The sequence below is a fragment of the Rubripirellula obstinata genome, from assembly GCF_001642955.1.
Lineage (GTDB): Bacteria > Planctomycetota > Planctomycetia > Pirellulales > Pirellulaceae > Rubripirellula > Rubripirellula obstinata.
In genome coordinates this window covers 1-25947 of record NZ_LWSK01000081.1, presented here as the reverse complement: position 1 = coordinate 25947, position 25947 = coordinate 1, and the positions used below count along the sequence as shown (strand labels likewise).

General features: G+C 54.5%; 12 protein-coding genes. 6 read left to right on the top strand and 6 right to left on the bottom strand.

Annotated features, from left to right (window positions below; all coding sequences use genetic code 11):
- Positions 1 to 215: hypothetical protein (locus RC85_RS27550; protein WP_162273226.1), on the top strand; the 215-nt coding region annotated here is incomplete at its 5' end.
- A gap of 538 nt (positions 216 to 753) precedes the next feature.
- On the opposite strand, the gene RC85_RS17765 is transcribed toward RC85_RS27550, so the two are convergent.
- The 4 genes from RC85_RS17765 to RC85_RS17750 form a co-directional block, all read right to left on the bottom strand.
- Positions 754 to 1878, bottom strand: a complete 1125-nt coding sequence (locus RC85_RS17765; protein ID WP_068265247.1) for a hypothetical protein — start codon at positions 1876 to 1878, stop codon at positions 754 to 756.
- Between the two features lie 712 nt (positions 1879 to 2590).
- Positions 2591 to 3814: an HD domain-containing phosphohydrolase gene (locus RC85_RS17760; RefSeq protein WP_068265246.1), complete on the bottom strand. Its 1224-nt coding sequence runs from the start codon at positions 3812 to 3814 to the stop codon at positions 2591 to 2593.
- Positions 3815 to 3956: 142 nt separating this feature from the next.
- Positions 3957 to 6818, bottom strand: a complete 2862-nt coding sequence (locus RC85_RS17755; protein WP_068265244.1) for a response regulator — start codon at positions 6816 to 6818, stop codon at positions 3957 to 3959.
- Positions 6815 to 13759: a DUF2341 domain-containing protein gene (locus tag RC85_RS17750; protein WP_068265242.1), complete on the bottom strand. Its 6945-nt coding sequence runs from the start codon at positions 13757 to 13759 to the stop codon at positions 6815 to 6817. The genes RC85_RS17755 and RC85_RS17750 overlap by 4 nt, the downstream gene beginning before the upstream one ends.
- A 314-nt stretch (positions 13760 to 14073) precedes the next feature.
- On the opposite strand from RC85_RS17750, the gene RC85_RS17745 reads away from it, so the two are divergent.
- The 5 genes from RC85_RS17745 (at position 14074) to RC85_RS17725 (ending at position 22676) form a co-directional block, all read left to right on the top strand.
- Positions 14074 to 16056 (top strand): TolC family protein, encoded by a 1983-nt coding sequence (locus RC85_RS17745; protein ID WP_235033115.1) that lies wholly within the window; start codon positions 14074 to 14076, stop codon positions 16054 to 16056.
- Positions 16053 to 18008 (top strand): preprotein translocase subunit SecA, encoded by a 1956-nt coding sequence (locus RC85_RS17740; RefSeq protein WP_149752500.1) that lies wholly within the window; start codon positions 16053 to 16055, stop codon positions 18006 to 18008. Before RC85_RS17745 ends, RC85_RS17740 begins: the two co-directional genes overlap by 4 nt.
- 99 nt (positions 18009 to 18107) lie before the next feature.
- Entirely contained in the window at positions 18108 to 18968 is an 861-nt protein-coding gene (locus tag RC85_RS17735) for an efflux RND transporter periplasmic adaptor subunit (protein ID WP_068265255.1), read from the top strand.
- 3 nt (positions 18969 to 18971) lie between these two features.
- The gene (locus tag RC85_RS17730; RefSeq protein ID WP_084422788.1) at positions 18972 to 20504 is read left to right on the top strand and encodes an efflux RND transporter periplasmic adaptor subunit; all 1533 of its coding nucleotides are present in this window, start codon (positions 18972 to 18974) and stop codon (positions 20502 to 20504) included.
- 3 nt (positions 20505 to 20507) lie between these two features.
- Positions 20508 to 22676, top strand: a complete 2169-nt coding sequence (locus tag RC85_RS17725) for a site-2 protease family protein (protein ID WP_084422787.1) — start codon at positions 20508 to 20510, stop codon at positions 22674 to 22676.
- Between the two features lie 460 nt (positions 22677 to 23136).
- Here the strand turns inward: RC85_RS17725 and RC85_RS17720 are convergent, their stop codons facing one another.
- On the bottom strand, positions 23137 to 25626 hold the full coding sequence (locus RC85_RS17720; protein WP_068265238.1) for a diguanylate cyclase: 2490 nt from the start codon (positions 25624 to 25626) through the stop codon (positions 23137 to 23139).
- A 109-nt stretch (positions 25627 to 25735) separates the two neighbouring features.
- A partial coding sequence (locus tag RC85_RS28520; protein WP_238383151.1) for a hypothetical protein occupies positions 25736 to 25947 on the bottom strand: 212 nt, incomplete at its 5' end.

The following is a 25947-nucleotide window of genomic DNA, read 5'->3' as shown; positions in this document are numbered from 1 at the left end:
TTGTTGTGTTCATTTTGCAATTTGCAATGTTCGACTGGTTCGCGAATAACATCACCCACCGCATTTTCATCAGCCCAGGCATCGCCCCCGCGCGTGGTGCTGGACTCGGACGTGTGGTGCTGGCCCTGGACGCGCGGGGCGATGCCTGGTCCGCTAAAAGTTTGGGGTTGCAGCAGTTCTCGTTTGCGCAGATTTCATTCTCATCGCGATGGTGACTGCTTCCGCCGGGCTTGCCCCGGACGGAGCGGCAACTGGGAGCTACCTAACTGCAGATATTCTTCGAAAGCGTACTCTCACGTAGGCCTCCGTTGCGGGCTTGTCCCGGCGGAGCTAACGACTTGGCTGCCTCCATCGCGATCGAGAGCGCGATCGAGCGAAATTCGTTGATCCCGCCGGGGCAAGCCCGAAGCGGAGATCGTGGCTGAAGAAGATTGGAACTGGCGTTGAAGCGGAGCATTGGTAGCCGCCAGTTGTGATTCCGCCGGGACAAGCCCGGACGGAAATTGATCGAGTTGCCTCCGACGATTCGAATGGCCGCATTAGACTCAAAGCGGAACAAATTCTGAATTTCAAAATACTATGTCAACCCCAAACTTTTAGCGGCCCAGGCGATGCCCAACGCGGTTAAACAATTCATCGCGTTGGGTTTTGGGTGCGCACGAAAAAAGCACCCCGTGAAGGGTGCTTGTAGAACGGAATTGATTCCGTTTTCGATGAAGGAGGCCTGCTGTTTTAGCGAAATTCCGTTCGACGTTAGCTGCTTAGCAACACGGCGAACGCTTGCAGATATTTTTCGACGGTTTCCGCAGAGACCTTTTCCCACTTCGATGTCTTGTGACGCAGAAGAGCGAGCTTGAACGATTCCACGGCGTCGGAAAGATCGTCGGGTAGCTCTGGCAATCCCGAAAACGGTTGAACGGAAGCGCCCGGTGGCTGGTCGGGATCGGCGACCGCGGCAACGCCGCCGCTGCCGTCTGGGCTTGCACCGCCAAGCGACATCAATTCGTCTTCCTCGCCGAAGTCGGGTGCCTCATAAACCGGTCCGGATGCAACGCCTGATTCGTCGCCGTATTCCTTGGTCCGCCCACCACCCTCGGCTGGCAGAGTCGGTTCGACGTCTTCGTCCAAGTCGACTTCGACGATTTGTGAATTGGTGGGGCGGTTCGATTCGACGGCTCCGTGTGCCTGCCAACGTTGTTCACGCATTCCTGCGACCGACCAATTTTCCTTCGTCGCACCTTCCAACCACATCGGTGCGTCTTCCCAGTCCAATGCGGCCAGGAAATGGCTCCAGTAAAGACCGGCATAGGTTTCGTAGGTCGAAGCGAAACGATCGTACACGCGGCGAAGTCGTCCGACGTGGGGCGCGGTCACGCCGCCAACCCGTCGTGTCCACGCTTCGTCGCTGTACTGGCTGGACTGAACACCGGACTCGATCAGCGCCGAACGCCAATCGCTGATGATGCGACCCTTTTCCCAATTCGATGTGCTGATCAATTGGTTCCATTGACCAACAAACGGAACAGCTAATTCAACGAGTTGGCTTTCTTCTTCGACAGATTCAGTCGCATTCGATTCATCGTCAGCGTCGAACGCGGCTTTGGCTTCTTCGATTTCGACTGATGCTTCGGTATCGGATTCAAGGTCTTCTGCTTCGGCCACGGCTTGTTCCGCGACGGGCGAATCGTCGGCGTCCGCGACATCTTCGTAGCCGTCTTCGTTGCCATTGACAGTGACAGCATCAGCGTCGTTGGAATCGTTCATCTCGCCGGCGGGAGCGTCCTGAAGATCGTTGGCAGTGTTTGAATGGGAGTCGGTCGAATCAGTGTTGGTCGAATCGTCGATGTTGGGATCAGCGATATTGGGATCGGGAGTCATGGGCATCCATTGCAAGAAAAAGTGTTCGCAAAATCGTCTCCTACACGCTACCGATTCGAGGCCAAAACGGGGAGCGCTGAGCGGTCGATTTGCCGCGAACTTCGTGATTTACGCCGCGATCGAACGAGTCAGCAAATATCTGCGTTGTGGAAAAGCTGTCAGCATGGAGCCGATTGCAACGGATGCGGCTGATATGACGCAGTTTGCAGTTGTGTCGTGGTGGGCCGCAGGCCGTAATTCCTCGGGGCGTGCGCGGAGGGCCCGGCCGCTTACGCGTCGCGGCTCACGGGAAGTGAGCTGGTTTTCATTGGTGGGTAGGCCCGGCCGCTTACGCGTCGCGGCTCACGGGAAGCGAGCTGGTTTTCATTGGCGGTAGGCCCGGCCGCTTACGCGTCGCGGCTCACGGGAGGCGAGCTGGTTTTTATTGGTGGGTAGGCCCGGCCGCTTACGCGTCGCGGCTCACGGGAAGCGAGCTGGTTTTCATTGGTGGGTAGGCCCGGCCGCTTACGCGTCGCGGCTCACGGGGGGTGAGCTGGTTTTCATTGGCGCTAGGCCCGGCCGCTTACGCGTCGCGGCTCACGGGGGGTGAGCTGGTTTTCATTGGCGCTAGGCCCGGCCGCTTACGCGTCGCGGCTCACGGGAGGTGAGCTGGTTTTCATTGGCGGAGGGCCCGGCCGCTTACGCGTCGCGGCTCACGGGAGGCGAGCTGGTTTTAATCGGTTGCGTATTCTGTGCGAATACTGATTGCTTCATCCTGGCGACGCATGAAGGCGTCTAGAACGTCAGGATCGAAGTGGGTTCCACGGCCTTCGAGCAAAATCTGCAGGCACTTTTCGATTGGGAATGCATCTTTGTAGGGACGTGATGAACTGAGAGCGTCAAAGACGTCGGCCACTGCGACAATTCGGCCTTCGATTGGAATCTCGGTTCCCGCAATTCCGGATGGGTATCCGTTGCCGTCCCATTTTTCGTGGTGCGAAGCGGCAATGACTGCTGCTAGTTTTAACACGGGCGAATTGGTCGAGCCCATAATCTGCATGCCAACCGATGTGTGGGTCGTCAAGCGAATCGATTCTTCGTGCGAAAGCGGATTGATGATTTTTCGCCCAACGTTGCAATGCGTCCGCATCAAATCAAATTCTTGCGGATCCAACTTGCCCGGTTTGTGCAAAATGGCGTCCGGGATTCCGATCTTGCCAACGTCATGCAACTGTGCGGCCTGTTCGATCAGGTCCAAACGCTCGCGTGCGAACCCTAGTTCTTCGGCAATCAACCGTGCGTAACGACCGACACGAGTAACGTGATGCCCCGTATCGTCGTCGCGATACTCGCCGGCGCGTGCCAGGCAGTGAATCGCTTCTTGTCGTGAAAGCACCAGTTCTTGGGTGCGAGCCATGACCTTTTTTTCTAACTGGATTGAATAGTCGGCCAGGTGATCTTGGTAAGCCTTCACGGCCAAAACGTTCTGCACCCGCAGCATCAATTCACTGGGGTCAACCGGTTTGGCCAGGAAGTCTGATGCACCCAGGCGCAGAGCTTTCAGCTTGACTTCGGGATCATTGGATGCGGTTAAGACAATTGCGGGCACCAGGCGAAGTTCTTTGCTTGCTCGCATCTTTTCCAGGATTTCCAATCCTGAAACTTGCGGCATGTTGATATCCAACAGCAAGATGTCTGGCTTTTCGGATTGAATTTGTTCGACAGCGGTGGTCGAATCGGTTGTCGTCAGGAAGTTTCTAAAGCCTTCTTCTTCCAGGTAAGCCTGGACGATTTCAATGTTGATCATTTCATCATCGATGATCATGATCCGCGCGGTGCGAGCGTGCTTGGTTTCGCAGAAACTCGGCAGCTCCGTTTCACCCAGATCGCGCGTCAGCAGCGATAGTCCGCCGTCAATGGATTCCGCGAGTTCGGTGAAAGTACTTGTTTGAAACACTGAGGCTGCCCGCTTCTGGTCATCAATGAAAGGTTTTTTACTAGTGAAATTTATGCTACGGATTCAACGGATGCGTTCTTGGTTGGGTGAACGCATGCTGTGTTGTTGGAAAGGGGAAGCGGTTGTTCGCTTTGTGTCAGTCCTAACGCGCAGCTGGTGCCGACGGCATTTCGATGCGAGATTGGATCGATCGCATTTGTTTGACTAGGTCGGTTGCCGTTTCTAGTTCGCCGACGCGTGCGGTGGCTTCGAGTTGCCCAGCGGTTTCCGCAAGTTTTCCAAACCCGCAATTGCCGCTGGCACCCTTGATTGCGTGGGCTAACTGCGTCAATGAGTCATGGTCGCCTTGCTGCAACGCGTTTTCAATCGCATCGAAACGTGAATCAAGATTGTTGACAAAGCCTGACACAATGGTGTGGAACTTGGCTTTGTGAACGGGAAGGGTCGATAAGATTGGGCCGATTTCTTGCGATTCGTCGATGACCTGTGATTTGGGTTCTGGAACTTCCGGGGTTGCATATTCGCCGTTGTCGTCGGGAAGTTCAATGCGTGATCGGACGCTGCGTATTTCGCTGATCAGCAACGGTATCTTGTCTGTCTTATTTTCGAGGGCCGATTTCTTTAGCTCCGTCGCCGATGTGGCAAGCGAACCGAGGCCGCAGTTTCCGGCTGCGCCGATCAGCGAGTGGGCAAGTTCGGCGACCTTGGTCGTGTTGCCCTGGTCATTCGCTTCGCCCATTTCCAGGATCCGTTGATCCAGTGTTGCAACAAACTGAGCGACGATGGTTCGGAAGCGGTCTTTTTGAACGGGTAAGGTCGAGCGAATGGCCATTTTTGAATCTTCAACTTGGGACTGGATGTTTTGCGATGACTGGATGTTTTGCGATAAAATGGGTTCAGGTTTTTTGGCAACGGAGACTTCGATGCCGGCGATCTCTGCGAGCGCGGTGATCAATTTGTCAAAGTCGATTGGCTTGGTCATAAAGCCGCTGCATCCTGCGTCGCGGCATTGTTGTTCGGCCTGCTGCATCGCATGAGCCGTCAAGGCGATGATCGGTTGGGTGTATCCTTCTTCGCGTAGCTTGCGAGTGGCGGTGTAACCGTCCATGACGGGCATTTGCATGTCCATCAGGATTACGTCGTACTGGTTTTTCGTCGCTAACTCGAATGCCTGTAATCCGTTTTCGGCGGTCTCGTAAGCGGTTCCGGCTTCTTCCAGAATCAGGCTCATCAGTTGACGATTTTCTTCGCCATCATCGACCAACAAGACCTTCATGTTGGGCAAGCTGATTGCTAGATGTTCGTCGTCGAACGCGCCGGTGATCAATTCTTGATGCGTTGGGCGAATCATTTCAACATCATCGATGTTGCCGGTGTCGATGATGGCTGCAAAGACGCTGCCGACGCCGATTTCGCTGGTCACGCCAACGCCACCACCAAGTGCTTCGGTAAAACTCTTACTGATGGAAAGCCCAAGACCTGTACCGCCAAATTTTCGCGTCACGCTGGCGTCAGCTTGCGAAAATGGATCAAAGATTTTTGCTGCTGCTTCATCGGACATACCGATTCCCGTGTCAGCGACTTGCAGCAACATCTGCGGTCGTCCGGCTTCGTGGATCAGCGAGGCGATGATCTTAACACCGCCCTTTTGAGTAAACTTGATTGCGTTGCCGACAAGGTTGGTCAAAATCTGACGAATCTTTGCTGGGTCACTTTGAATGGTCGCCGGAATTTCGCTTGGGAATTCAAAGTCGAGTGAAATGTTTTTTTCTTCTGCACGCACTCGCATGACGGTCACAACTTCCGCGATCACTCGATGGACTTCGCAGGGAATCGTTTCGACTTCTAATCGTCCCGCTTCAATTTTGGAGATGTCCAGAATGTCGTTGATCAGGTTCAGCAAGTGGGTGCCGCTGGAATGGATCGTGTTGAGGTGTTGTCGGCGTTTGTCTTCGTCGCGTACGAGGTCGCGACGTAGGACTTCGGTAAAGCCCAAGACGGCGTTCATCGGCGTGCGAATTTCGTGACTCATGTTCGCCAAGAACGCACTCTTGGATTGGTTGGCATGTTCGGCTGCGTTGCGAGCCTCGGCCAAGGCGATCTTGTTTTCTTCCAGCAACGTGATGTCTTCCAGCGTCACCATCACGCCGGACCCAAGAATGGGAGTGCTGTTCACGCTAAAGGTCATCCGTCGATCACCCACCAAGAAATGCAGCACCCGGCCGCTGACCATTTCACCGGTGCGTTTGGATTCGATCCATGGCAGTTCAGCTTTTCCGTTGTCAGCTTCATCCGCATCATGGATCCAGGCCAGCTTTGATGGGTTGGTGCCGACCAAGTCATCGTTGTTGGCATCAATCGCGTCGGTGAACAATCGATTGACCAGGATGATTCGGTCGCGATCGTCCATCAACATGATGCCGACGGCCATGCGGTCGAAGGTGTCGCGCACGTGCGCGGGAACGGCACCGTTGGGATCGAGGCTTTCGAGTGTCTTACGCAGGAAAAACGAAAACTGAATCAGGCAACCCGGGACTAGGATGATCAGCAACCAAGCGGGTGCCCACAGGTTTAATCCCATGAAGCCGTTGTTGACTGCGAATGCAACTTCCAGTTCGCCGAACTTGTTTCCACTGCGGAAAACGGGGACGCTCATGTATCGCGTATGGTCGGTGGATTCTGCGTCCCATTTGGTGGCGTGCGAACCGGCCGCTACGATCAATTCTTTGTTTTCTAAACGAAATCCGATTGATTCAATTTGTTGATCACGTGCCACGATGGATTGGATGATCAAGTCAAACGCGTCCAGACATTCTGACGATGCCATCGCCGTTCCGCTGATCGCAAGCGATTCACAAAGCTTGGCGCGACCGCGTATGACTTCACGTTGCTCGTTTGGGAAAAATCCAAGCGCGCTTGCGAACAGCAACGTTCCGACCATCAGTCCAACGAGTCCGAATGAAATTCGGATGCGAATTGGGATGCGGTTGTAGAGTTTTTTCATGAGATGGTTTTTTTGATGGAATCGTCAACTTGGATTTCAGGGACTTCCAAATCGTCCAGTTCGTCACTTCGTCGTTTGATTAAGTCTTCCAATGATTCATCGTCGCCGTCCCCGGATCCTTGCATGATCAGCAGCGGGTCAACGGCTCGCCACGCGGGCAATTGGGCCATCAAACCGGATGCCAGGAAGCCGGTGCGAAGTCCCCATGCGGCGACACCGACCATAAAACTGGACGTTGCAGCGCCCGCGGCACCGACCATGATCAGGTCACCCTTGATCTGAGATTCGAGACCCTGCAAACGCTGGTCAAATTGGTTCCACATTTCGCCGGGTTTCGCCATCATCGCAAGGTTGGCCTGGGAAGTGGCAAGCGAAGTCGTGCCCAATCCGTAGCGGATCAGTCCGCTGGATACGCGGTCGATGGTGATGTTGCTGGCGATCGAAGACGATGTGCCAAAGGCTGATCTAAAGTTTGAAAATGAGTTGGCGGTCGAAGTGTTGCCGGATGCTTTTGAGTCGGATTCGTCTCTTGACTGAACGTCATTGACTACGATCGACGACGACGCGACATTGGCGGCCGTGATTCGATTGTTGATCGTTCCGGGGGCTATCCCCAATCTTCGTTTTGACGTGGCGGTTGCTGCTTCGTCGCCTGATGATCCGGTTTCTTCTTCATTGGATCGTTCACTTGAATCTGATTCGGCGGCTTCTGTTTCGCTAGAATTCTCTGCCGCAGATTCGTCGGCTGGATCGTCCGTGTTTGATGGTTCGGCTGGTGGTGGATCTGTGTTTCCAGAATCACCGACAGGGGCAATCTGTAACGGAATCGCTGGCGGGATCGCGTCGATGGTTAATGATTGGTTGTACGTTAACCCGCCAGCGTCCGTTGCCGTGATGACGAGATTGATTGTTGGTTCAAAGCTGGCATTGATGACCTGGTTCGATTTCAATTTCAGCGAGCCGTCGATGACCGTAAATCGTGAATCACTGATTTGCCAAGTGTGGGTGTCGCCGTTGTCAGGATCGATTGCCGCGACCTGGCCAACCATCGCACCGAATTCCCCGCCTTGGACGGTTGTGTTGTCCAAGGTGATGTCGGTGGGGTTTTCGTTTTGGTTGCTGGTGACGATCGTGAAGGTTTCGCTATAACCGAGTCCCATTCCGGCTTGATCGGTCGCGGTGATCGAGATTGAGACACTGGGTTCAATTTCGTGATCCAGTGATTGACCATCGCGCAGTTTCAACGTCGTTCCATCGAGCTCGAATCGGGTGTCATCGACGGTCCAGGTATGCGAATCCGCAGCATCGGGATCGGTAACGCTTACGGTTCCGACGATTCCGCCGTCGGTGTTCTCAGCGACGTTGGCATTGGTCAGCGTGATGTCGGTGGGGGCTTCGTTGACGTTGCCAACCGTGATCGTGAACGATTCGTTGTAGTTTAAGCCTGTTCCATTTTGATCGGTCGCCGTAATCGTCAAAGTGATGGACGAAGCTGATTCGCGATCGAGCTGTTCACCGGTTTTGAGTTTCAGGTTATTTCCAACGACCTCGAAGCGATTGTCGTCTACCGCCAAAGTGAAGGTCTCACCGATGTCGGGATCAGTCAGGCCGATCGTGCCGATGACTGCGCCGGCGACGTTTTCATCGATCGATGCATTGGACAGCGTGATGTCGGTCGGAGCGTCGTTGACCGAAGTCGCGACTACGGTGGATCCGGAATCGGTGGTGGTTCTGCCGTCGTTGACCGTGACTTGGAAGGTTGTCGTGACCGATGATCCCACGGCGACTTGGTTGGGCGTCGGTGTGAAGACAAGTCCGCGAATGGCGGCTTGTGCTGCGCCGGTGGTGCCGAGTGCGAGCGAGTATTCGCCGGCATTGGTTTTGGTGAATCCGGTACTGGTCAATGACGATGTGGTGAATTGTCCGTTGGCATCGCCGCCGCTTAGCGTGATGACGACTGTGACAGAATCGTTTTCGTTGTCCGTTAGGGTAAGCGTGCTGAGCGGGGCTGTTGTTTGATCGTCGTTGATGGCTTGGTTGGAAACGGTCCCGCCGATGACGGGGGCGACGTTCGCTGTGACGGTGGTTGTTAACGTTGTTGTTGCATTTGAAAATGCTGATGTTGGTGTGGCTGAGCTTGTGTTGACGACTTGACGGTTTTCAGTTCCGGCGGTGCTAGAGAAGTTGCCGGTGAAGGTGTTGTCCAGAGCACGAACGACCAGCGAAGTGGGTGTGCCATTGAAGTCGGTGACAGGGACAAAGCGAATTTTTGAACCGGCCGTAACGGCTAGCCCGTTGCCCGCGTCGTCTACCGATCCGATGTCAAACCACTGAGTGTTGTCGCTGGTGTATTGCCAAACGCCTTCATTCGTGTCGTTCGCATCGTTTGCGACAACGATGATGCCTAGCATGCTGGACGAATCGTCGACGTCGGCAAAGTTTCCACCAAACAGATTGGCAACGGTTTCGCCAGCGGGGTTGGCGGTGTCTTCGCCAATCGCGGCCAACGTGGCCGATCCAAACGTGGGTGCATCGTTAACGGCTAATACTGTGATGGTGACTCCGATCAGGTCCGAGTCGTTGGTTCCGTCAGAAATGCGATAGGTGAAGGTGTCGGTGCCGTTGAAGTTGGCATCGGGTGTGTAGGTGAACGTGCCGTCTGAATTGAAATTGAATGCAGCGGCGTTGGCGGGATCGCCGCCGACCAAGGTTGCAGTCAGCGTGTCACCGTCGCGATCGGTGTCGTTGCCGATCACTCCGGCGGCTGTCTGTTGGTATCCAAAGGTGACCAAGTTGTCGGTCGCTGATTCGTACAACGCGGTCACTTGTTCGTTTGACAGAGCGTTGCTGGACAATCGCACTTCATCAATCACGCCGTCGAAGGCTCGGTTCAGTGCTGTGTGATTTCCAATGTTTATATCAAGGCCGGCGTCGGAGAGTGCTGTTCCGGTCGGAGTGTTAGTTTGGTTTAGCGATTGTGCAACGCCGTCCAGGTAAATGGTCGGGGCATTTCCTGATGAGCTGGCGTCGTAAACGACGGTGACCTGGTGCCATTGTCCGAGCGTTACCGAGTTGGATTGGACTCGCCATTGAGCGTGGTTTCCTGAGAATCCGTGGTTGAAAAGCAGCGATTGTCTGTTTCCGTCTAGCAGTAAGCTCCAACCATTGGGGCTTGGCGTTATGCCGCTAGGTTTTTCGACAATGCGACCAAAGTTGTTTTCGCCCCAGCCTGACGCATTGAACCAAGCCGACACCGTTCCGCCGTTTGAAAAGACGTCGTCGATGCTTGAACTAGACGGAATGGTGACGATGTCGTCGGTACCATCAAAGCTAAGCGCATCACCGAATCGACCTTCCACGAACGTCGCACCCGCGTTGGTGCCGCCGTTGTTATTGCTGGTTCCGTCGAAAGTCGAATTGTCCAAGTGGTACACCGCTTGGTTGCCGCTGGACCAGACGGCATGGCGATCCTGACCGTCGCTTGCACTGCTATTCCCGTAGTACATCCAAACAAAGTCGCTGTTGGAACCTTGGTCGATCGTTGGGACGTTGACCCAAACGTAGGAGGTTCCTGATGCATCCCAGGATTCGATTTCGTGCGCCAGCACCGTTCCATCGCCATCGACGAAGCGTAGGTCTTGACCGTTGTTTTGCGTTTGAGCGTAATCAATCCGCGACGCATCTAATTTGATTAGTACAGGGAAACCATTCAGGTCAGTGGTGCGATTGGAATTTTCAAATGTAATCGTGCGACGAAATCCCCAATCGGCATCGTACCAAGCGTCAATCGAATTAAGAGTTGTGTCTTCGCCGATGACGTAATGGTCGGAAAGCCCCACTGGGACGTCGTCGTCGTCGAGGTCAATTACCGAGACTGAAATCGTTTGGTCGTGATGGTTGGACGCCGAATCCGTCACGCGTACGATGACTTCGTAGTCGGTGTTGTTCTCGAAATCCAGAATGCCGTCCGTCAGGATCAGTTCATCGCCACTGGTGCCGCCGATCGAAAATTTCAGTTGATCTGCGCCGCCGACGATCGAGTAGGTAAAGGTTTCTGATGCGTCAACGTCGGTGGTGGTTAGCGTCGCCAACGAATAACCACTGGTTGCGTCAGTATTTTCGTTGACCGTGATCGAACTTGGCGAAATGCTGGTCGGAGCAGAGTTGAGGTAGGCGTTTGGCCCGAGCGCGATCGCGTCAATGCGTTCGTCGTTGCTGTTCAAACCAATGTCACTGCCACGCAGCAGAATGAACGCGTTTGCGTTGGTGTCGCCGCCGCCGGGAATGGTTTCAAGGACTTCTAAGACAAAAATGTCTTTGTCGGTTGTGCTGATCGATACCGCGTCACCAACGCTGTTGTTGTTTCCGGTGGCTTGCAAAAGCAGCATGCCACTGGTCAGCGATTTTCCACCAACGGTGATATCTGTTTCGATCAATTCAATGCCGGTGATGAAACTGGAAAAGACGCCTAATCCCATGTCTTCGCCTTCGAGCAACTTGGTTCGCGTGCCCGATGTTGTTCCAGCACCGGCGTCCGTGGTTTGGTACCAATAGACGTCGTTGTTCGTGAAAGCACGCCCGCTGGCGTACAGGAAATCGCCAGCTTGCAGCGTAACGTCACCAACAATCGTGTCCTGTTCAACCAAACTGAACGCCATCAATTGGTTTAGCCCCGCGTCATCGATTTCTTCCATCAAAATCGAAAACGTTCCTGAACTGTAGTCGCCCAAATCGGTCGGACGAAACAACACAATGTCAGTCCTGTCAAACTGCAACCCACCGATGCTGATCTCTTCGTCGGCCTGAGTCGAAAACAGAACGTCACCGATTTGCAGGTCAACGGCATTCGATCCACCGACGGTCACGTTACGTGAAACGTAGTGCAGGCCATCAATGTCAGCCGTCCCGTCAACGAAATCGTCCAGGTTAAACAAGCTGGAAATGGTGCCATCACTGGTTGCCGATCCCAAGTTCAAATTTGGGTCGCCCAGTGTGATCGCTTCGCCGCTGGTCCAGTTTTGCAGTCCCGTTGTTCCGCTGTTGGAAACGTCATCGCTTGTCGATAGCCACAGACTTTCCTGGTAACCGATCTGAAGCTCAAAGGATCCGATGTCCACCGGACCATTGCGGACTGCACCACGTTGATCTGTCGAGGCCGAGCCGTTGATGGCGCCCGCGTGAATCGCTGGACTTCCGGCCAACAAAGCGTGCGAGTCCGTTTGGCCGCCGTTGTCAGCAAGCGAACCTAAGCCAGCGGAAACGCCGCTGATGTCGTTGTTTAACCCAAGCGTTCCGCTTATCGATCCAATTAAGTTTGAACCGTCGCTGGAAAATCTTCCCAGCACATCCACATTCAAGCTGCCAGCCGTGTTGCCGGCCACGATCGTGTTGGAGAGCGAGACGGTGCCGGTCGCATTGCGAATGCCTCCTCCATTACTAGCGTGGTTTTCGGTGATGGTCGAGTTGTTGACCGTGATGATACTGTCATCGTTGTAGATCCCACCGCCCTGCGACGTTGACGTGTTGCCACTGAGGGTGACGTTCGTCAGCTTCCCGCCTTCAGCGTCGTCAAAGTAGATACCTGCACCTGAAACGGCGGTGTTGCCCGCGATGGTGACTCGGTTCGCGTTGAGCGTTCCTTTTACATAGATGGCACCGCCGTCACCGGCATTCGATCCGTTGTCGCCGTCGTTGTTCAGCAGTGATACATCGGTCAAATTTAGCGTGCTTTTGTTGTCAACAAAAATTCCGCCTGCGTTGTCTTCCGCTGATCCACCTTGGATCGTCAAGTTCGATAGGCTGACAACCGTGGTGTTTTGGCGTAGGTGAAAAACACGATCGATGCCGCCACCGTCGATGATGGTCGAACGGGCATCAACGCCGATAATCGAAACAGACTCTGTAATATCCAGGTCACCAACAAGACCATTGTTGTCATCGCCGGTAATTGCCAGCGTGTACGTTCCAGAGCCAAGAAGGATCGTATCGCCGCCCGAACCTGCGTTGGCAGCCAGAATTGCCTCACGCAGCGAGATCATGCCATCGGCACCTCGATTGTTTTGCAGAATGCCGACTGAACTTGTGTCGCCATCGACGACATCTAAGTTGGTCGTCACCGTGATCGTTGCCAGTTTTCCAATCCAATGGTCTTGCAGTTGATCGCTAAAGACGGCGTCGGTTTCAATCAAGCCGGTGGCGTATTCGAGTTCCCAGTTTGCGTCGAACGTTGCATGTCCCGTGTCATCATCGCTGGCGGCAACATCCGCGCCGGTCAGCGCACTGATCGAATCAAGAAAGGTTTGACCGCTTTGCGTTTGTGCGAGGTCACATCCGTAAAGCAGGATGTCAGCGTCGGTTGTCAACGACGATTGCCAAGCAGCCAATTGACCGGCGTAGGCATCAAGGTTGGATTCGCCGAGCCACAAATTGCCGAGTTTGACGGATCCGTTTTCAGCGTGAGAAACGATGTGGATCGACGATAGATCGCTGCGCGAATCAAGGACTTCGGTGATCTGATCGATTCCGTCGCGATCGGCGTCTAAGACAAACGCTTCGAGGTTGCGTCCGGGCTGATTGAGGTCATCGAGCAGTTGTTGCAAGTCTGGAACCGCTGAATCGATGAACACAATTTCAGTTGCGGTTTGATCAGCATTGGATTGGTTGGCGAGCGTCTCGATTGAATCTGTTTCGGATTCCGTCGCCGTAAATTCGGCCGTGACCTGGCCTGCGTCACCGATGCCGGTTTCTTCTGCGCCTGCCATTGCGGCGACATCAAACGGCGTGGCACTGAACAAAAGTCTCGGTTCAAGTTCGTTCAGTTGCAACGCCAGCTTGCGACGCCCAGAGCTTGGTGAAGCATCAAAGGCTTCGCTGGCGCGGGTGCGGAACTCGTCTGTCGCAATCATCCATTGCTGCCACCAGCGATTGATTTTCTTTGACATGTTTCGCGCCGCGTATTGCCGCCGTTGTTTCAGGACGACGCCGTTTCCAACGTGAATGACGGTCTACGTCGTCCAGAGGAACTGTGCGGGATAGGTAGGCCGTAGGTCGCAATTGATCGCCAAGACGGCGAAAGAGAATGAGATCCTTGGCCGACTGAATGATCTTTGTGCAATAGTGCGGCTCGAAACGATAAGAATCGCAAATTCGGCGTGGAGCGGTTGGGAGGGTTTTGCCGATTTTGACTCCGTGCGCTCTGCCGAATTGGGGACGTCTGTTCGCACAAAGACATCGCCCGCGTCACGACCAGTCCAGCGTGAAACTCGTTTTATCCAACCGCCGTTTGTTCCTCGCCATCCGCGTCATGCTGTTAGCTGCTGCGCCGACGGCGATCGATTCGTTGCAGGCACAAGAGTTTGCACCTGAACCGTTAACGGACTTGGGGCTGATCGAAGAGGTCAACAATCCCGCAGCGGAAGGCGGCCGTACTTTCGGACATTCGATGTTACAGGGCGAGACGCTTGGCGAGTTTCGCTACGGTGTCACGCAGCAAACAAATACTGGGCCGCGTTGTGTCGCAGAGATTCCTGGCCCTGTGTCGCATGGTCCGCAAGATTGCCAATTGGCCCCGTACCGAGCGCGTGCCCAATCCCTTGACGCGAATCCGCCGGTCCCGTTTTGTGGCCCGCTTGATCGCATCGATGACGACTTGGATACAGCGATTCCCATTGATTTGGCCGCTTGGTGGGAAACCGGCGTATCGGCACCGCTTGGGTTCGCTTCGGCAACCAACAGTGTTGATGTGGCTGGATTGACGCAGTCGGCACTGTCGATGTCGCCGCTGGTGAAGGGCGTTTTGACGGAGCCGAAAATTCGGCAAAACGATCTGGTGATTGAAAATGCCGCCTTCGATTCCACTGCGTTTGTGGAAGGCAAGTTTGCCGACACCAATGAACCGGTCGGCAGCGCGTTGACCACCGGTGACAATTCCGAACGGTTCCGCGACGAAACGTTTTCCTCCGCGGCCGGTGTCCGTCGAAGCGCAAGGTCGGGCGGGACGTTTGAATTGGCCCAGCGTGGCGGATTCCAGGAAAACAATTCGACGTTTCTGATTCCAAATCCGCAGGGCACGACGCGACTGGAAATCAATTTTACTCAGCCGTTGATGCGGAACCGTGGTCGCGCGGTGAATGAAACTCGCATCGTTTTAGCTCAGATCGATTTGAAGCTGGCCGAAGCCGAAGTGCGAAGCGAGCTTGAGGATCATCTGATCGATGTGACGCGGGCGTATTGGTCGTTGTATCAAGCGAGGACTCAGTGGTTGCAACAAGATCGACTGTACGAGAACGCCACCAAGTTGCTAGAAGTTTTGAAAGCTCGCAATGGAGTCGATTCGCACACCCGCCAAGTTTTGCGGGCGCAGGCGGCCGTCGCCAGCAGGCAATCCGATTTGGTGCGAACCGAAACAAGGATCCGAAACTCGCAAGCCAGGCTGCGGTTGTTGACCGGCGACCCTTCGTTGACCGGAAACATGGGGCTTGGCCGATCCAATCACATGGAACTGATTCCGCAAGACATGCCGCTGGCGATGCCGGTCACGATATCCCCGCGTGATGCCACGATCACAGCGCTGGACAACCGACCCGACATTACTGATTCGATACGAAAGATCCAAGCGGTTTCTGCACGAGTCGGCGCGGCGAAGAATCAAGTGTTGCCGCGGTTGGATTTGATCCTGCACACCCACGTCGCCGGTTTGGATGCCCAACGAGATACCTTTGGCGCGTTCACGAACCAGTTCTCCGAAGGACGTCCCAGCTATGCGGCTGGTTTGTTGTACGAAGTACCGATCGGAAATCGTGCCGCCCAAGCCCGGCTGGCTCGCAACCGCTGGGAAATGGTACGTGCGATGCACGAGTTCCAGCAAACGACCGAAGAAGCGTTCACCGAAGTGGAATTGGCGGTACGCGAAACGCAAACGACTTACTGCGAAATGGTCGCCAAAAAACAATCGATCGATGCAGCGAATCGTGAAGTCGATTATTTGGAACAGCGCTGGGAACTGTTGCCCGATCCGAATGAGTCGGCGGTGTTGTTGATCGAGAATTTGCTAGACGCGCAGGAACGGTTGGCGGACGAAGAACGATCTTTCGTAGCCGCGCAGGTCGGTTACGCGATGTCATGGGTGCAACTGCGCAAGACAATGGGAGTGTTGCTGAGGTTCGACAATCCAAACCTGCCGCCTTCGTCGCCTGAAATTTGGTCCAGCGATTCTGACGTTTGGAGCCAATCACCGTGATTGCGATATCTCCTACGCAGCAAGATCGATCTGCGCTAGCCCGTCAAACCAAACGCTTGCTGCGCCAACCAGATTGGTTGCCCAGCATGATTGGTCGCGCAAGAAATGTTGCGCAGAGCCTGCAAGACGCGCCACCAACGGATCTACGGCGGCACACCGAATACCTGCGACGTTTTGTTCAGTCGGGCCAAGATCCGCGAACGGATTCGGTGTTGGTTTTGTCAGCCGCAGGCGTGGTCGAAGCAATCCGTCGCTCGCTTGGATTGACTTTGTTTGACGTTCAGATTCATGCTGGTTTGATTGTCAGTTTAGGTGCGGTCGCGGAGATGCAAACCGGCGAAGGCAAAACGTTGTCGGTAGCGATTCCGGCCTACACTGCATCGCTTAGCGGGGCCGGTGTGCATGTCGCGACGCCGACGGACTACTTGGCAAAACGCGACCATGAAAAGCTGAAACCGGCGTTCGAGCTGCTGGGGGTTTCAACCGGTTTGGTAATCGATTCGAGTACGACGACCGAAAAACAGGCCGCGTACCGAGCCGACATTACCTACGCTGCGGCTAACACGTTTGGTTTCGATTATCTGCGCGACCAGATCGCCTTTGATGCAGGCGACCACCATCGACGTGCTAAGCGGTTTTACTCGCTTGCCAAGCCAGATCAGCGTCAGGAAACGAAATTGCAACGAGGTCTGTCGGCGGTGATTGTCGATGAAATTGATCACGTTTTGATCGACGATGCTGTCTCGCCGCTTCTGCTAAGCGGATCAAAAGACGGCCAGTCGCCTGATGCACCGATCCATGTCGCCGCCAAAGAATGGGCGGATCGATTGTCGGTCGGTGATGATTTTGAATTCTTTGGTCGTTCGCAAGTTCGGTTGACTGACCAAGGATTCGATCGCGTTTACGATTCGGATGCGAGTACATGGATAGTCCACCCATCACTGATCCGGCCCTGGCACGAATACGTGATCGCGGCCCTGCGAGCAAAGCACCTGTACCAGCGTGACATTCACTTTGTTGTTCGAGACGAAAGCGTTCAAATTGTTGATTCGTCAACTGGTCGTGTTTTCCAAGATCGCACGTGGTCTGATGGACTGCAGCAAGCGATTGAAGCCCGCGAAAGCCTTCCGATTCAACCCGAGACCCAAGCACTGGCTCGGATCACGCGGCAGCGGTTTTTTCGTGGTTATCGATTCATTGGCGGCATGACGGGCACGGCAACCGGATGCGAATCAGAATTTGCGTCGGTGTACGGGTTGGCAATGGAAACGGTTCCGCCAAGATTGCCATCGAAACGTGTTGAGATGCCGATTCAAGTTTCGCTTGATAAAGATTCAAAGTGGGCAATGATCGCTGAGCAAACGGAAGCGATGATCGACGTTGGTCGAGCGGTGTTGATCGGAACGCTTAGCATCGCCGAGAGTTTGGAAGTTGCGTCGGTGTTGGAGTCGAAGGGGATCGGGTTTGAATTGCTGAACGGGATTCAAGATGCCGATGAGGCGGCGTTGGTGGCTTTGGCGGGGCAGTCGGGTGCAGTGACGGTCGCAACCAATCTGGCCGGGCGTGGGACCGATATTCCGTTGAGCGATGAAGTGAAGCGGGCCGGCGGTCTGCATGTCATCGTCACCCAAAAGCACACACTCGCTCGCGTGGACCGGCAATTAGTCGGCCGCTGCGCAAGGTGCGGCGATCCAGGATCATCACAAACATTTGTCTCAGCCGACGACGCCCTGGTCGCCAACCATGCCCCCTGGATTGCGCGTGCCATTGGCCGATACAGCAACAGTCCATCGTCCGAAATGCCAGACGTTTCAAAGAATTTGCTTCGCGTGCAAACTCGCCAGCAACAAGCCGCCAGTGCAAGTCGCAAACGGTTGTTAGCGAGTGATCACGATGTTTCAAAGTTGTGGTCAAGCAGCGATCAAACGCCCGCTAGATGTTGGCAACTTTGACGATGAACGCCACCATTTGTTGGCGATTTACAAACGTAGGCCGTGTGGCGTTCACTGACGACTGTCATGTTTCTGAACTATTTTGATCGATTCGCCGTTATGCAAACTTCACAAAACAAATCTTGGACGATCGCTTTCGTTGCAGTCTTATTGGTTGTTCCAACAGCGGCTAACGCCGAAACGATTGAAGCATTTACTGAACCGTATTTGCGAGTTGCGTTGCCGTCGCCAGAGAACGGTGTGATTGAGAAGGTGTTGGTCAAGGAGGGCGATTCCGTTACGAAAAAGCAGATGTTGGCAAAGCTAGACGATGCGGTGTTGCGTTCATCGCTGGAGCTCGCATTGGCTGCCAGAAACGCTACCGGTGCATTGGAAATCTCTGAGGCGGATGTCGAAATGAAGCAGCAGCAGTTGGACAGCTATCGAACGCTTCAGAAGAATGGAAACGCAACGCCACGCGAACTTGCACGTTCGGAAATGGAACTGAGTCAGGCGAATGCAAGGTTGCAGAGCGTTCGCGAAGAGCAGGAATTGCGGCATCTCGAATACCAGCGAGTCAAGCAACAAATTCGGCAGCGTCACCTTGAATCGCCCATCCAGGGCGTTGTGATCGCGATTGAAAAACAGGTTGGTGAATTCGTATCAATGACAGACCCGGTCGTGATGCAAATTGTTCAACTGGATGCGTTGAAGGCGGTGTTTTCAGTTCCACGACGGGCTGCGATCGGTTTGGAATCCGGTCAAATGATCTCGTTGGATTTGGGATATGACGGCGAAACTTGTCCGGGCGAGATTGTGTTTGTGTCGCCGATCGCGAACCCGGAAAGTAATACGGTGCGGGTGAAGGTACGTATCGCGAATGGCAAACGAGAAATTCCCAGCGGTGTGACGTGCCGATGGACGTTGCCAAGCCGATCGATGGAAGCGACGCCGATCACGACGCAAGTTTCACGCAGGTAATCAATGCTCGATTCATCCATCCTGGTTGGTCATAACGCGATTCCGTTGGGATCCGGGATTGCTGCGCCTGTGGTGACGCCGGAGCAGAACGATGCATCAGAGCAGAACGATGCAACAGAGCAGAACGATGCATCGGAGCAGAACGATGCGTTGGAGCAGTCGCAGCAGGTTGCCAGAACGCTTGCGTCAGTCATTGCGATGCAATCGTCTTGCGACCGTTGCAGCACATTGCATCAAGCGGCCGAACAGGTCGTGCGTACCGTCAAAGATGAATGCTTGGCTAGCGAAGTGGTTTTGCTTTGGCGTAAACACAACGGACAGGGATTGGCGATGATCGCTCGGACTGGCGATCGTTCCAAGCCACAATCAGACCAGCAAACCGATGCAGCAGAAGATGCGATGATCATCGCTGCAGCCGAAGAGAGTGCTGCACGCGATTCGCTTACCACTTGGCCCGTTACTGACGACATCAATCGCCACGCGTCGATGTCGATTGGGCAACTCGCGAAAACGCTGTCGATCAAGTCAATCCTTGCCGTGCGACTTTCGGAAGCCGATTCGATTGACGAAAGTCTTTCAGGTCGGGGCGTTTTGATGTTGATGAATGCACAGAGTTCATCCGCCCAAAGCTTCCTTCGTGTCGCATCGATTCCGCTGAGCAGTTCGCTGACGCGGATTTGCGACGAACAACCGTCATGGATTGATTCAGCACTGCGGTCAACGATGCAAATGACGCGTGGACGTCGCGGCAGAATCATGGGTGGTTGTTTGGTGTTGCTGATGATTTTGATGCTGTTGCCTGTTCGCTACCGAGTTACCGCTTCGCTGGAAATGCAACCTGTCCAGCGGCGGTTCATTGCGGTTCCCTTTGACGGCCCGCTTAAGCAGGCTCATGTAAAGCCGGGTGATAGCGTCGCGGTCGGTGACTTGCTGGCGTCGATGGACCCGCGAGAAATTGATTTCGAGATCGCGGGAAGCCGTGCTCAGTGGGATCGGTCAGAACAAGAGCGGAAAGCTTTGATGGTGGACCATGATTTTGCGGGCAGCAAGCTTGCTGCGCTTGACCTAGAACGTTTGAAGAATCAAATCGAATTGCTGGAACTGCAACGACAGCGATCGGAAATACGAAGCCCGATCGATGGGGTTGTGGTCAGCGGCGATCCGGTGCAAAGCGAAGGTATGCCGATGTCGCGAGGCGAATCGTTGTTCGAGCTTGCACCGCTGGGCGAGATGGTTGCGATGGTCGCGGTTCCCGAGGCTGATATTGCCGAAGTGCGATCCGGGATGGAGGTCACATTCTTTGTACACGCCTATCCGAACCGTAAGATCAGCGGGATCGTTGAACGTGTTCATCCCAAAGCCGAACTGCGATCAAACGAAAACGTTTTCGTTGCCGAAGTCCTCGTAAAAGACCCCGGGGGGCTTTTTCGGCCTGGGATGCAGGGCAGGGCATCGATTATTGGCGATCGACATCCGCTTGGATGGAATTGGTTTCATCCTGCGATCCATGCCGTCCGCCATGCGATTGGGTGGTAGGCGATGATGCATCGAGATCCCAATACGCTTGATCTATCACAACAGAAATTGTGTCTGGCGAGTGACTTGAAGTTCTGGCCGATTCATCAACGCGGTGAATTGGTGTACCGAATTGAAATCCCAAAGCTGCATAAGTTTTTTCGCGTTGGCTATGAAGAGTATGTGCTGCTGTCCTTGCTGGACGGCAAAACGACACTGCCGCAAGCGTGTGGTTTGGCAGCCGCAAAACTCGGCAAGCGTGCTCCGACGACTTCGGACGCGACCACGATCGCTCGATGGCTGATTGCCAACGAACTTGCTCATTTGCCTTCGGTTCCATCGCCTAGCCGAACAGTGAAACGAAGTTCTGATCACGGTGTGTTGAAGAGCCTAGGGAAATGGAATCCGTTCTGGATCAAGGTTCCGTTGGCGGGTTCGACGTTGATCATCGATCGAGCGTCACGGTTTATGAGTGCGTTGTTTTGTCGTGCTGCAACGTTGGTTGGCGTGTTGTTGATCGCAGCGGCGATGGTCGTTTTGGCGAGTCATTGGGCTGAGTTTTCGGCATCATCGGCGGCGTTATATTTGCCGGGCAATTGGTTTGGGATTCTGGTTGCCTGGGTTGTGTTGAAGGTGGTGCATGAATTTGCGCACGCAGTTGCGTGCAGGCGACTGGGCGGCGAAGTGTACGAGGCTGGAATGGTGTTTGTGTTGCTTGCGCCGTTGGCGTATGTCGATGTCAGCAGTTGTTGGCGGATGAATTCGCGATGGGCGCGGATCGCGGTGGCGTCGGCGGGGATGTATGTCGAGTTGCTGATTGCGGCGATTGCGGTTTTTGCTTGGCTGGCCGCGCCTTCAGACGCAGCTCGGTTTCTGTTGTTCCAGGTCATCGTTACCGCAGGCGTTTCGACGTTGTTGTTTAACGCAAACGTTTTAATGCGTTTCGACGGTTACTTCATTCTCGCTGACTTGATTGACGTTCCAAACCTTGCGGCGGAGGGATCGGCGTCAGTGCGTCGCTCGTTGGCTTGGATTCTGACCGGCAAAGATTCAAACCAGCCAACTTTGGGTTCGTGGCGACAGCCCTTCGTCTTGTTTTACGGTATCGCGGCGATCCTTTGGCGAGTCGTCGTTTGCACCACCTTGTTCATGGCCGCTTCGGCGATGTTTTCAGGGGCCGGAATCGTCATCGCGATGCTTGGGATGGGGTTATGGCTGGGGCCGCCAATCAAGGTGATCGTGGATGCGATCAGGCGGCAGTTGGCCGATGGGGTTTTCGCTTCGTTGCGTCCTCTTTTGATCGGAACTGGGTTGCTGGTTGCAATCGGATGGCTTGTGATTGTTTGCCCCGTTCCAACTTCGATTGGTGCGCCAGCGGTCGTTCAATTCTTGCCGGAAACCGTCGTGCGTGCTCAAGCGGCGGGTTTCGTTCGTGTGATTCACGTCGGTGATGGTGAAAACGTCAAGCAGGGACAGGTTCTGTTGGACCTTGAAAACCACCAGTTGACGAATCGATTGGCTTCGATGGAGTTGACGAGGCAGCAAAACGAAATTCGACTACGGCAAGCTACGGAAGAGCATGATTCTGCATCCGAACAGTTGATCCGTCGGAATCAGATATCGCTTGATGAACAATTGATGCCGCTTCGACGTCAGGTGGCTGCGTTGAAGGTGCTTGCGCCGCGTTCGGGCCGCGTGATCGCTCCGATGTTGAGTCAACGAATCGGTGACTACACAGAGGAAGGCGAGTCGATGTTGATCGTTGCGGCTGATACGGACAAAGAAATCGTTGCAGTGATTGGCCAAGAAGTTGTCGAGGATTCACGCAGCTACCTGGGGCAGCAGATTCGGATTTTGGATGCCGGTGGTCAGTCGCTGCGAGGAAGGCTTGAACGAATTGAACCGCGAGCCACGGATCGATTGCCGTCGCCGGCAATGGCGGTGACCGAAGGTGGTTCGCTGGCAGTACGCCGTGCGGATTTTGGTGACAATGATGCGAAAGAGGACGTCGCATCGATGCGATTGATCGAACCCGCGTTCCGAGGTCGTGTTTCATTGCATGGCAAAACCGCGATGGAAATACCGGCTGGAACACGAGTCACTGCATTGCTTGGTTATCACGCCGAATCGTTGGCAAGCCGTTGGAAGAATCGAATTCGCGAATTGTGGTTTCAAGTTCAACGGGCGAATTGAGGTTGCGTGGTGATTTTCTAACTTGGTTCAAGCAAGCGGGATACGTGCAGGAACCGCACGCTAGCTGATTTGGATGCTGTCCTGAAACAGGTTCCGTACCTGGCGAAATATTTCGTAGCTAGGCCCGCTAGGGGTCAGTCGGGTAGAGCTCAAATTGTTTAACCGCGTGGGCATCGCCCCGCGCGTCGTGTAGTACGCTGGGTGTGTCCACGGCGGGGGGCCGCCATGCTACTTTTTGTTGTGCGGTGCGTGGGGTGTGGTCACGGCGGGGGGCCGCCATGCTACTTTTTGTCGTGCGGTTCGCGGGGGTTGGTCACGGCGGGGGGCCGCCATGCTACTTTTTGTTGTGCAGTGCGCGGGGTGTGGTCACGGCGGGTAGACAATTTAGAACCCGTTCACGGCGTTGGCTGTTATAGCTGCGCGGTAGAAATGAAGGGGTATCGATAATGACCGCGTCTTTTTAGCGGTCTACCTTCGGCGTTTCGGTTTGGTCTGCTTGGGATTCCAGGCTCAGACGCAAGAAGTTGCTTTGGGTGGATCGGCAGGTGTCGACCAGGTCACGTGCTTCGCGAAGCAGTTCAGTGCTGGTGACCAATTCATGGTCGCGGCCAGAGAGATGACTTGCTGCCTCGCTGATGCTGCTTAGGCCAATCGAATCGGCCATGCTGGTCAACGAATCGGACAGTTCTTGGATTTGGTTTACATCCGATGCGGTGATCGCGGTTGCCAACAGCTCAATTTGGCTGCCGATTTCGATGGCGGCTAGTTTGCGAATTGCCATCGCACCTGATGCGGTTTCGGGCATTGCCGCGTCGATTTTTTTGATGAAGTGTTCGACCAATTCAGGATCGAATTGCGTGCCGGCGCAATCGCGAAGTTCGGTGATCGCTTCGGCGTGGCTGCGACCTTTTCGGTAAGGACGATCGGAAACCATCGCATCGTAACTGTCGGCGATCGATAGCAAACGAGCACCCACGGGGATGTCGTGTCCGGTTGGCAAATCGGTTTCGCGGCCTTTTCCGTCAAAGAAGGCGTGGTGATTGGCCATGATCGAGGACAGTTCAGGACAGTCGAAGCCACCGGTGACAATTTCGACTCCGATGTCATCGTGTCGGCCCATGATTTCCCATTCTTCCGGTGTCAGTGCGCCGGGTTTGAACAGAATGTGATCCGGCACGCCGATCTTGCCAATGTCGTGCAACAGTCCAGCGACTTCCAGGACGTAACGATCGCTGATGTCCATCAATCCTTCGGACGCGCGAGCACAAAGGTCGGACACTCGTCGTGAATGCTCGGCTGTCTTGGTGTCTCTGAACGACAAAGCGGACATCAATGCTGTGACGGCCTTGTAGGGAATTTCGACTCGGCTAACTGTAATTGTTTCTTCGGGTGCCGCGTCTTCTTCAACGACCATGCTGCTATTGAACAGCACCGTTTGGTTTCGACCGCCGCGTTTAGCGACATACAAACACGCGTCGGCTTGGTTGATCAAATCTTGTGGCTCGGTCGCATTGAAACGCAGTTCTGACACACCCAGGCTGGCGGTAAGACGCAATTCAGCGGGATCTTCCAAACGCACTTTTCCGATCGCGGCGCGAATTTTTTCGGACTGCATGACCGCTTGTTCGGAATGATGTTCCGGCAGCAAGACACAGAATTCTTCGCCACCGTATCGACACACCAGACCAAATTCTTGGAACAGTTCACGGACGACTCGGGAAACTTCTCGCAACACTTCGTCACCGATATGGTGTCCGTAGGTGTCGTTGACCGATTTGAAATGGTCGATGTCGATCATGATGCAAGACAGATACTTGCCTTCGTTCTTGGCGTCTTCCCAGATCGTTTCAAACTCTTCAAAGAACGCACGACGATTCAGGCAACCGGTCAACGAATCTCGGGTGGCAAGGATTTGCAGTTCTTCGTTTTTGCGATTGATCTCATCCCGGCTGTGTTCCAGCAGGTTCAGCATTCGTTCCAGCTCAATCCGGTGCTCTTCGACGTGGGTGACGTCACGGAACGTGGCCAATGCACCTCGACCGGACTTGCCCTTTCCAAGCGGCGCGGCGTTGACGCTGAAGATTCGCTCGGTGCCGTCTTCCAGTTCGTAGCGGAGCATGCACTCGCTTTGCAGGATCGATTTTTCGATTGCCAACGACCAAGGCGACGCTCCGTTCTGGTCAAGGTCTTCCTGGATCCAGTCCAGGTCGTCAGCCAGTTTGCTTTCCAGTTCTTCGGCGGGCTTTCCGACGATTGCTGCGAAGGCTTGATTGGCGAGCACAATTTTTCCGGATTCGTCCAGAACCAGCAATCCTTCGGCCAACGTATCGAGTGCTTGCCGGACGCGGTCGGGCACGACTTGCGTGCTACTGAACACGCCCAGCATTCTGGCAACGAAAAGGGTATAGCTGAACAGTCCCGCGACAATGAAGAATGAAACCAGCCGTAACAACGGTTGCGCGAGTGCTTGACCCAGCGTTGATGTGATCGGTTGGTGAAAGCAGTATTCGATTCGACCCCACGGGCGACGATTCAGATGGATCGGAACAAATGCGGTTTCCACGCCGACCGATTTCTGTTCGTTAATGACAAGCTTTTCAGGATTTTTGAGCGACAAGTCGTCCATCGAGATCACTTCGGGCCAGATACCGGCGTGGTGTCCGGCATCGACTCGCAACGTTCCCATGTTGCTGCGAACGCCGATCGAAAGCAGCGTAGGATGGTGATCGACGATGGCTTGCAGGTTTCGCTGCAGATCGATCCATTGCTTGTTTCGGATTTGATGGGTGGCCGTGATTGCGATGGTTTCGCTGAGGTCACGGCGCGCACGCATCTCTAGCTTCGCAGCGTCGGGAACGAACCCCAACCACTGAGCAGCCAATATCAAGCTGGCACCAACGCACACCAGTGCGAAAGCCAGTCGAATCGATGCGAAGTACTTCTGTAACAAAACGAATTCTCGAGGAATTTTCAGTGTCGGTCATTGCGCATCCGTGCGCGGAAACCTATTTCTTTCTAGGCGTATGGAACTCTTGCCCACAGCTAAGAACACGCTACTGTCAAACTCGTTTGCGAGTCGTGGGGTCAGGAAAACCAGAGCGGTGGTTTGGGTGTTGCCGATGGTGAGGGTTACGCTGGGCTGATGAAAATGTTTGCGTGGAGGGAAACTGGACGACTTTGGGGGTTTGTGGCTGACCGGCCTCGGTGTTGATTGCAAATTGCAAAATGAACACTGAAAAATGTAAATTGACCAGCAAATACCGCTTCCCAA

Excerpts from the sequence above, each read along its gene's own strand:
- RC85_RS17730 (WP_084422788.1), top strand. The coding sequence starts at position 18,972 with ATGCTCGATTCATCCATCCTGGTTGGTCATAACGCGATTCCGTTGGGA.
- RC85_RS17765 (WP_068265247.1), bottom strand. The coding sequence starts at position 1,878 with ATGACTCCCGATCCCAATATCGCTGATCCCAACATCGACGATTCGACC.
- RC85_RS17750 (WP_068265242.1), bottom strand. The coding sequence starts at position 13,759 with ATGTCAAAGAAAATCAATCGCTGGTGGCAGCAATGGATGATTGCGACA.
- RC85_RS17755 (WP_068265244.1), bottom strand. The coding sequence starts at position 6,818 with ATGAAAAAACTCTACAACCGCATCCCAATTCGCATCCGAATTTCATTC.
- RC85_RS17735 (WP_068265255.1), top strand. The coding sequence starts at position 18,108 with ATGCAAACTTCACAAAACAAATCTTGGACGATCGCTTTCGTTGCAGTC.
- RC85_RS17725 (WP_084422787.1), top strand. The coding sequence starts at position 20,508 with ATGATGCATCGAGATCCCAATACGCTTGATCTATCACAACAGAAATTG.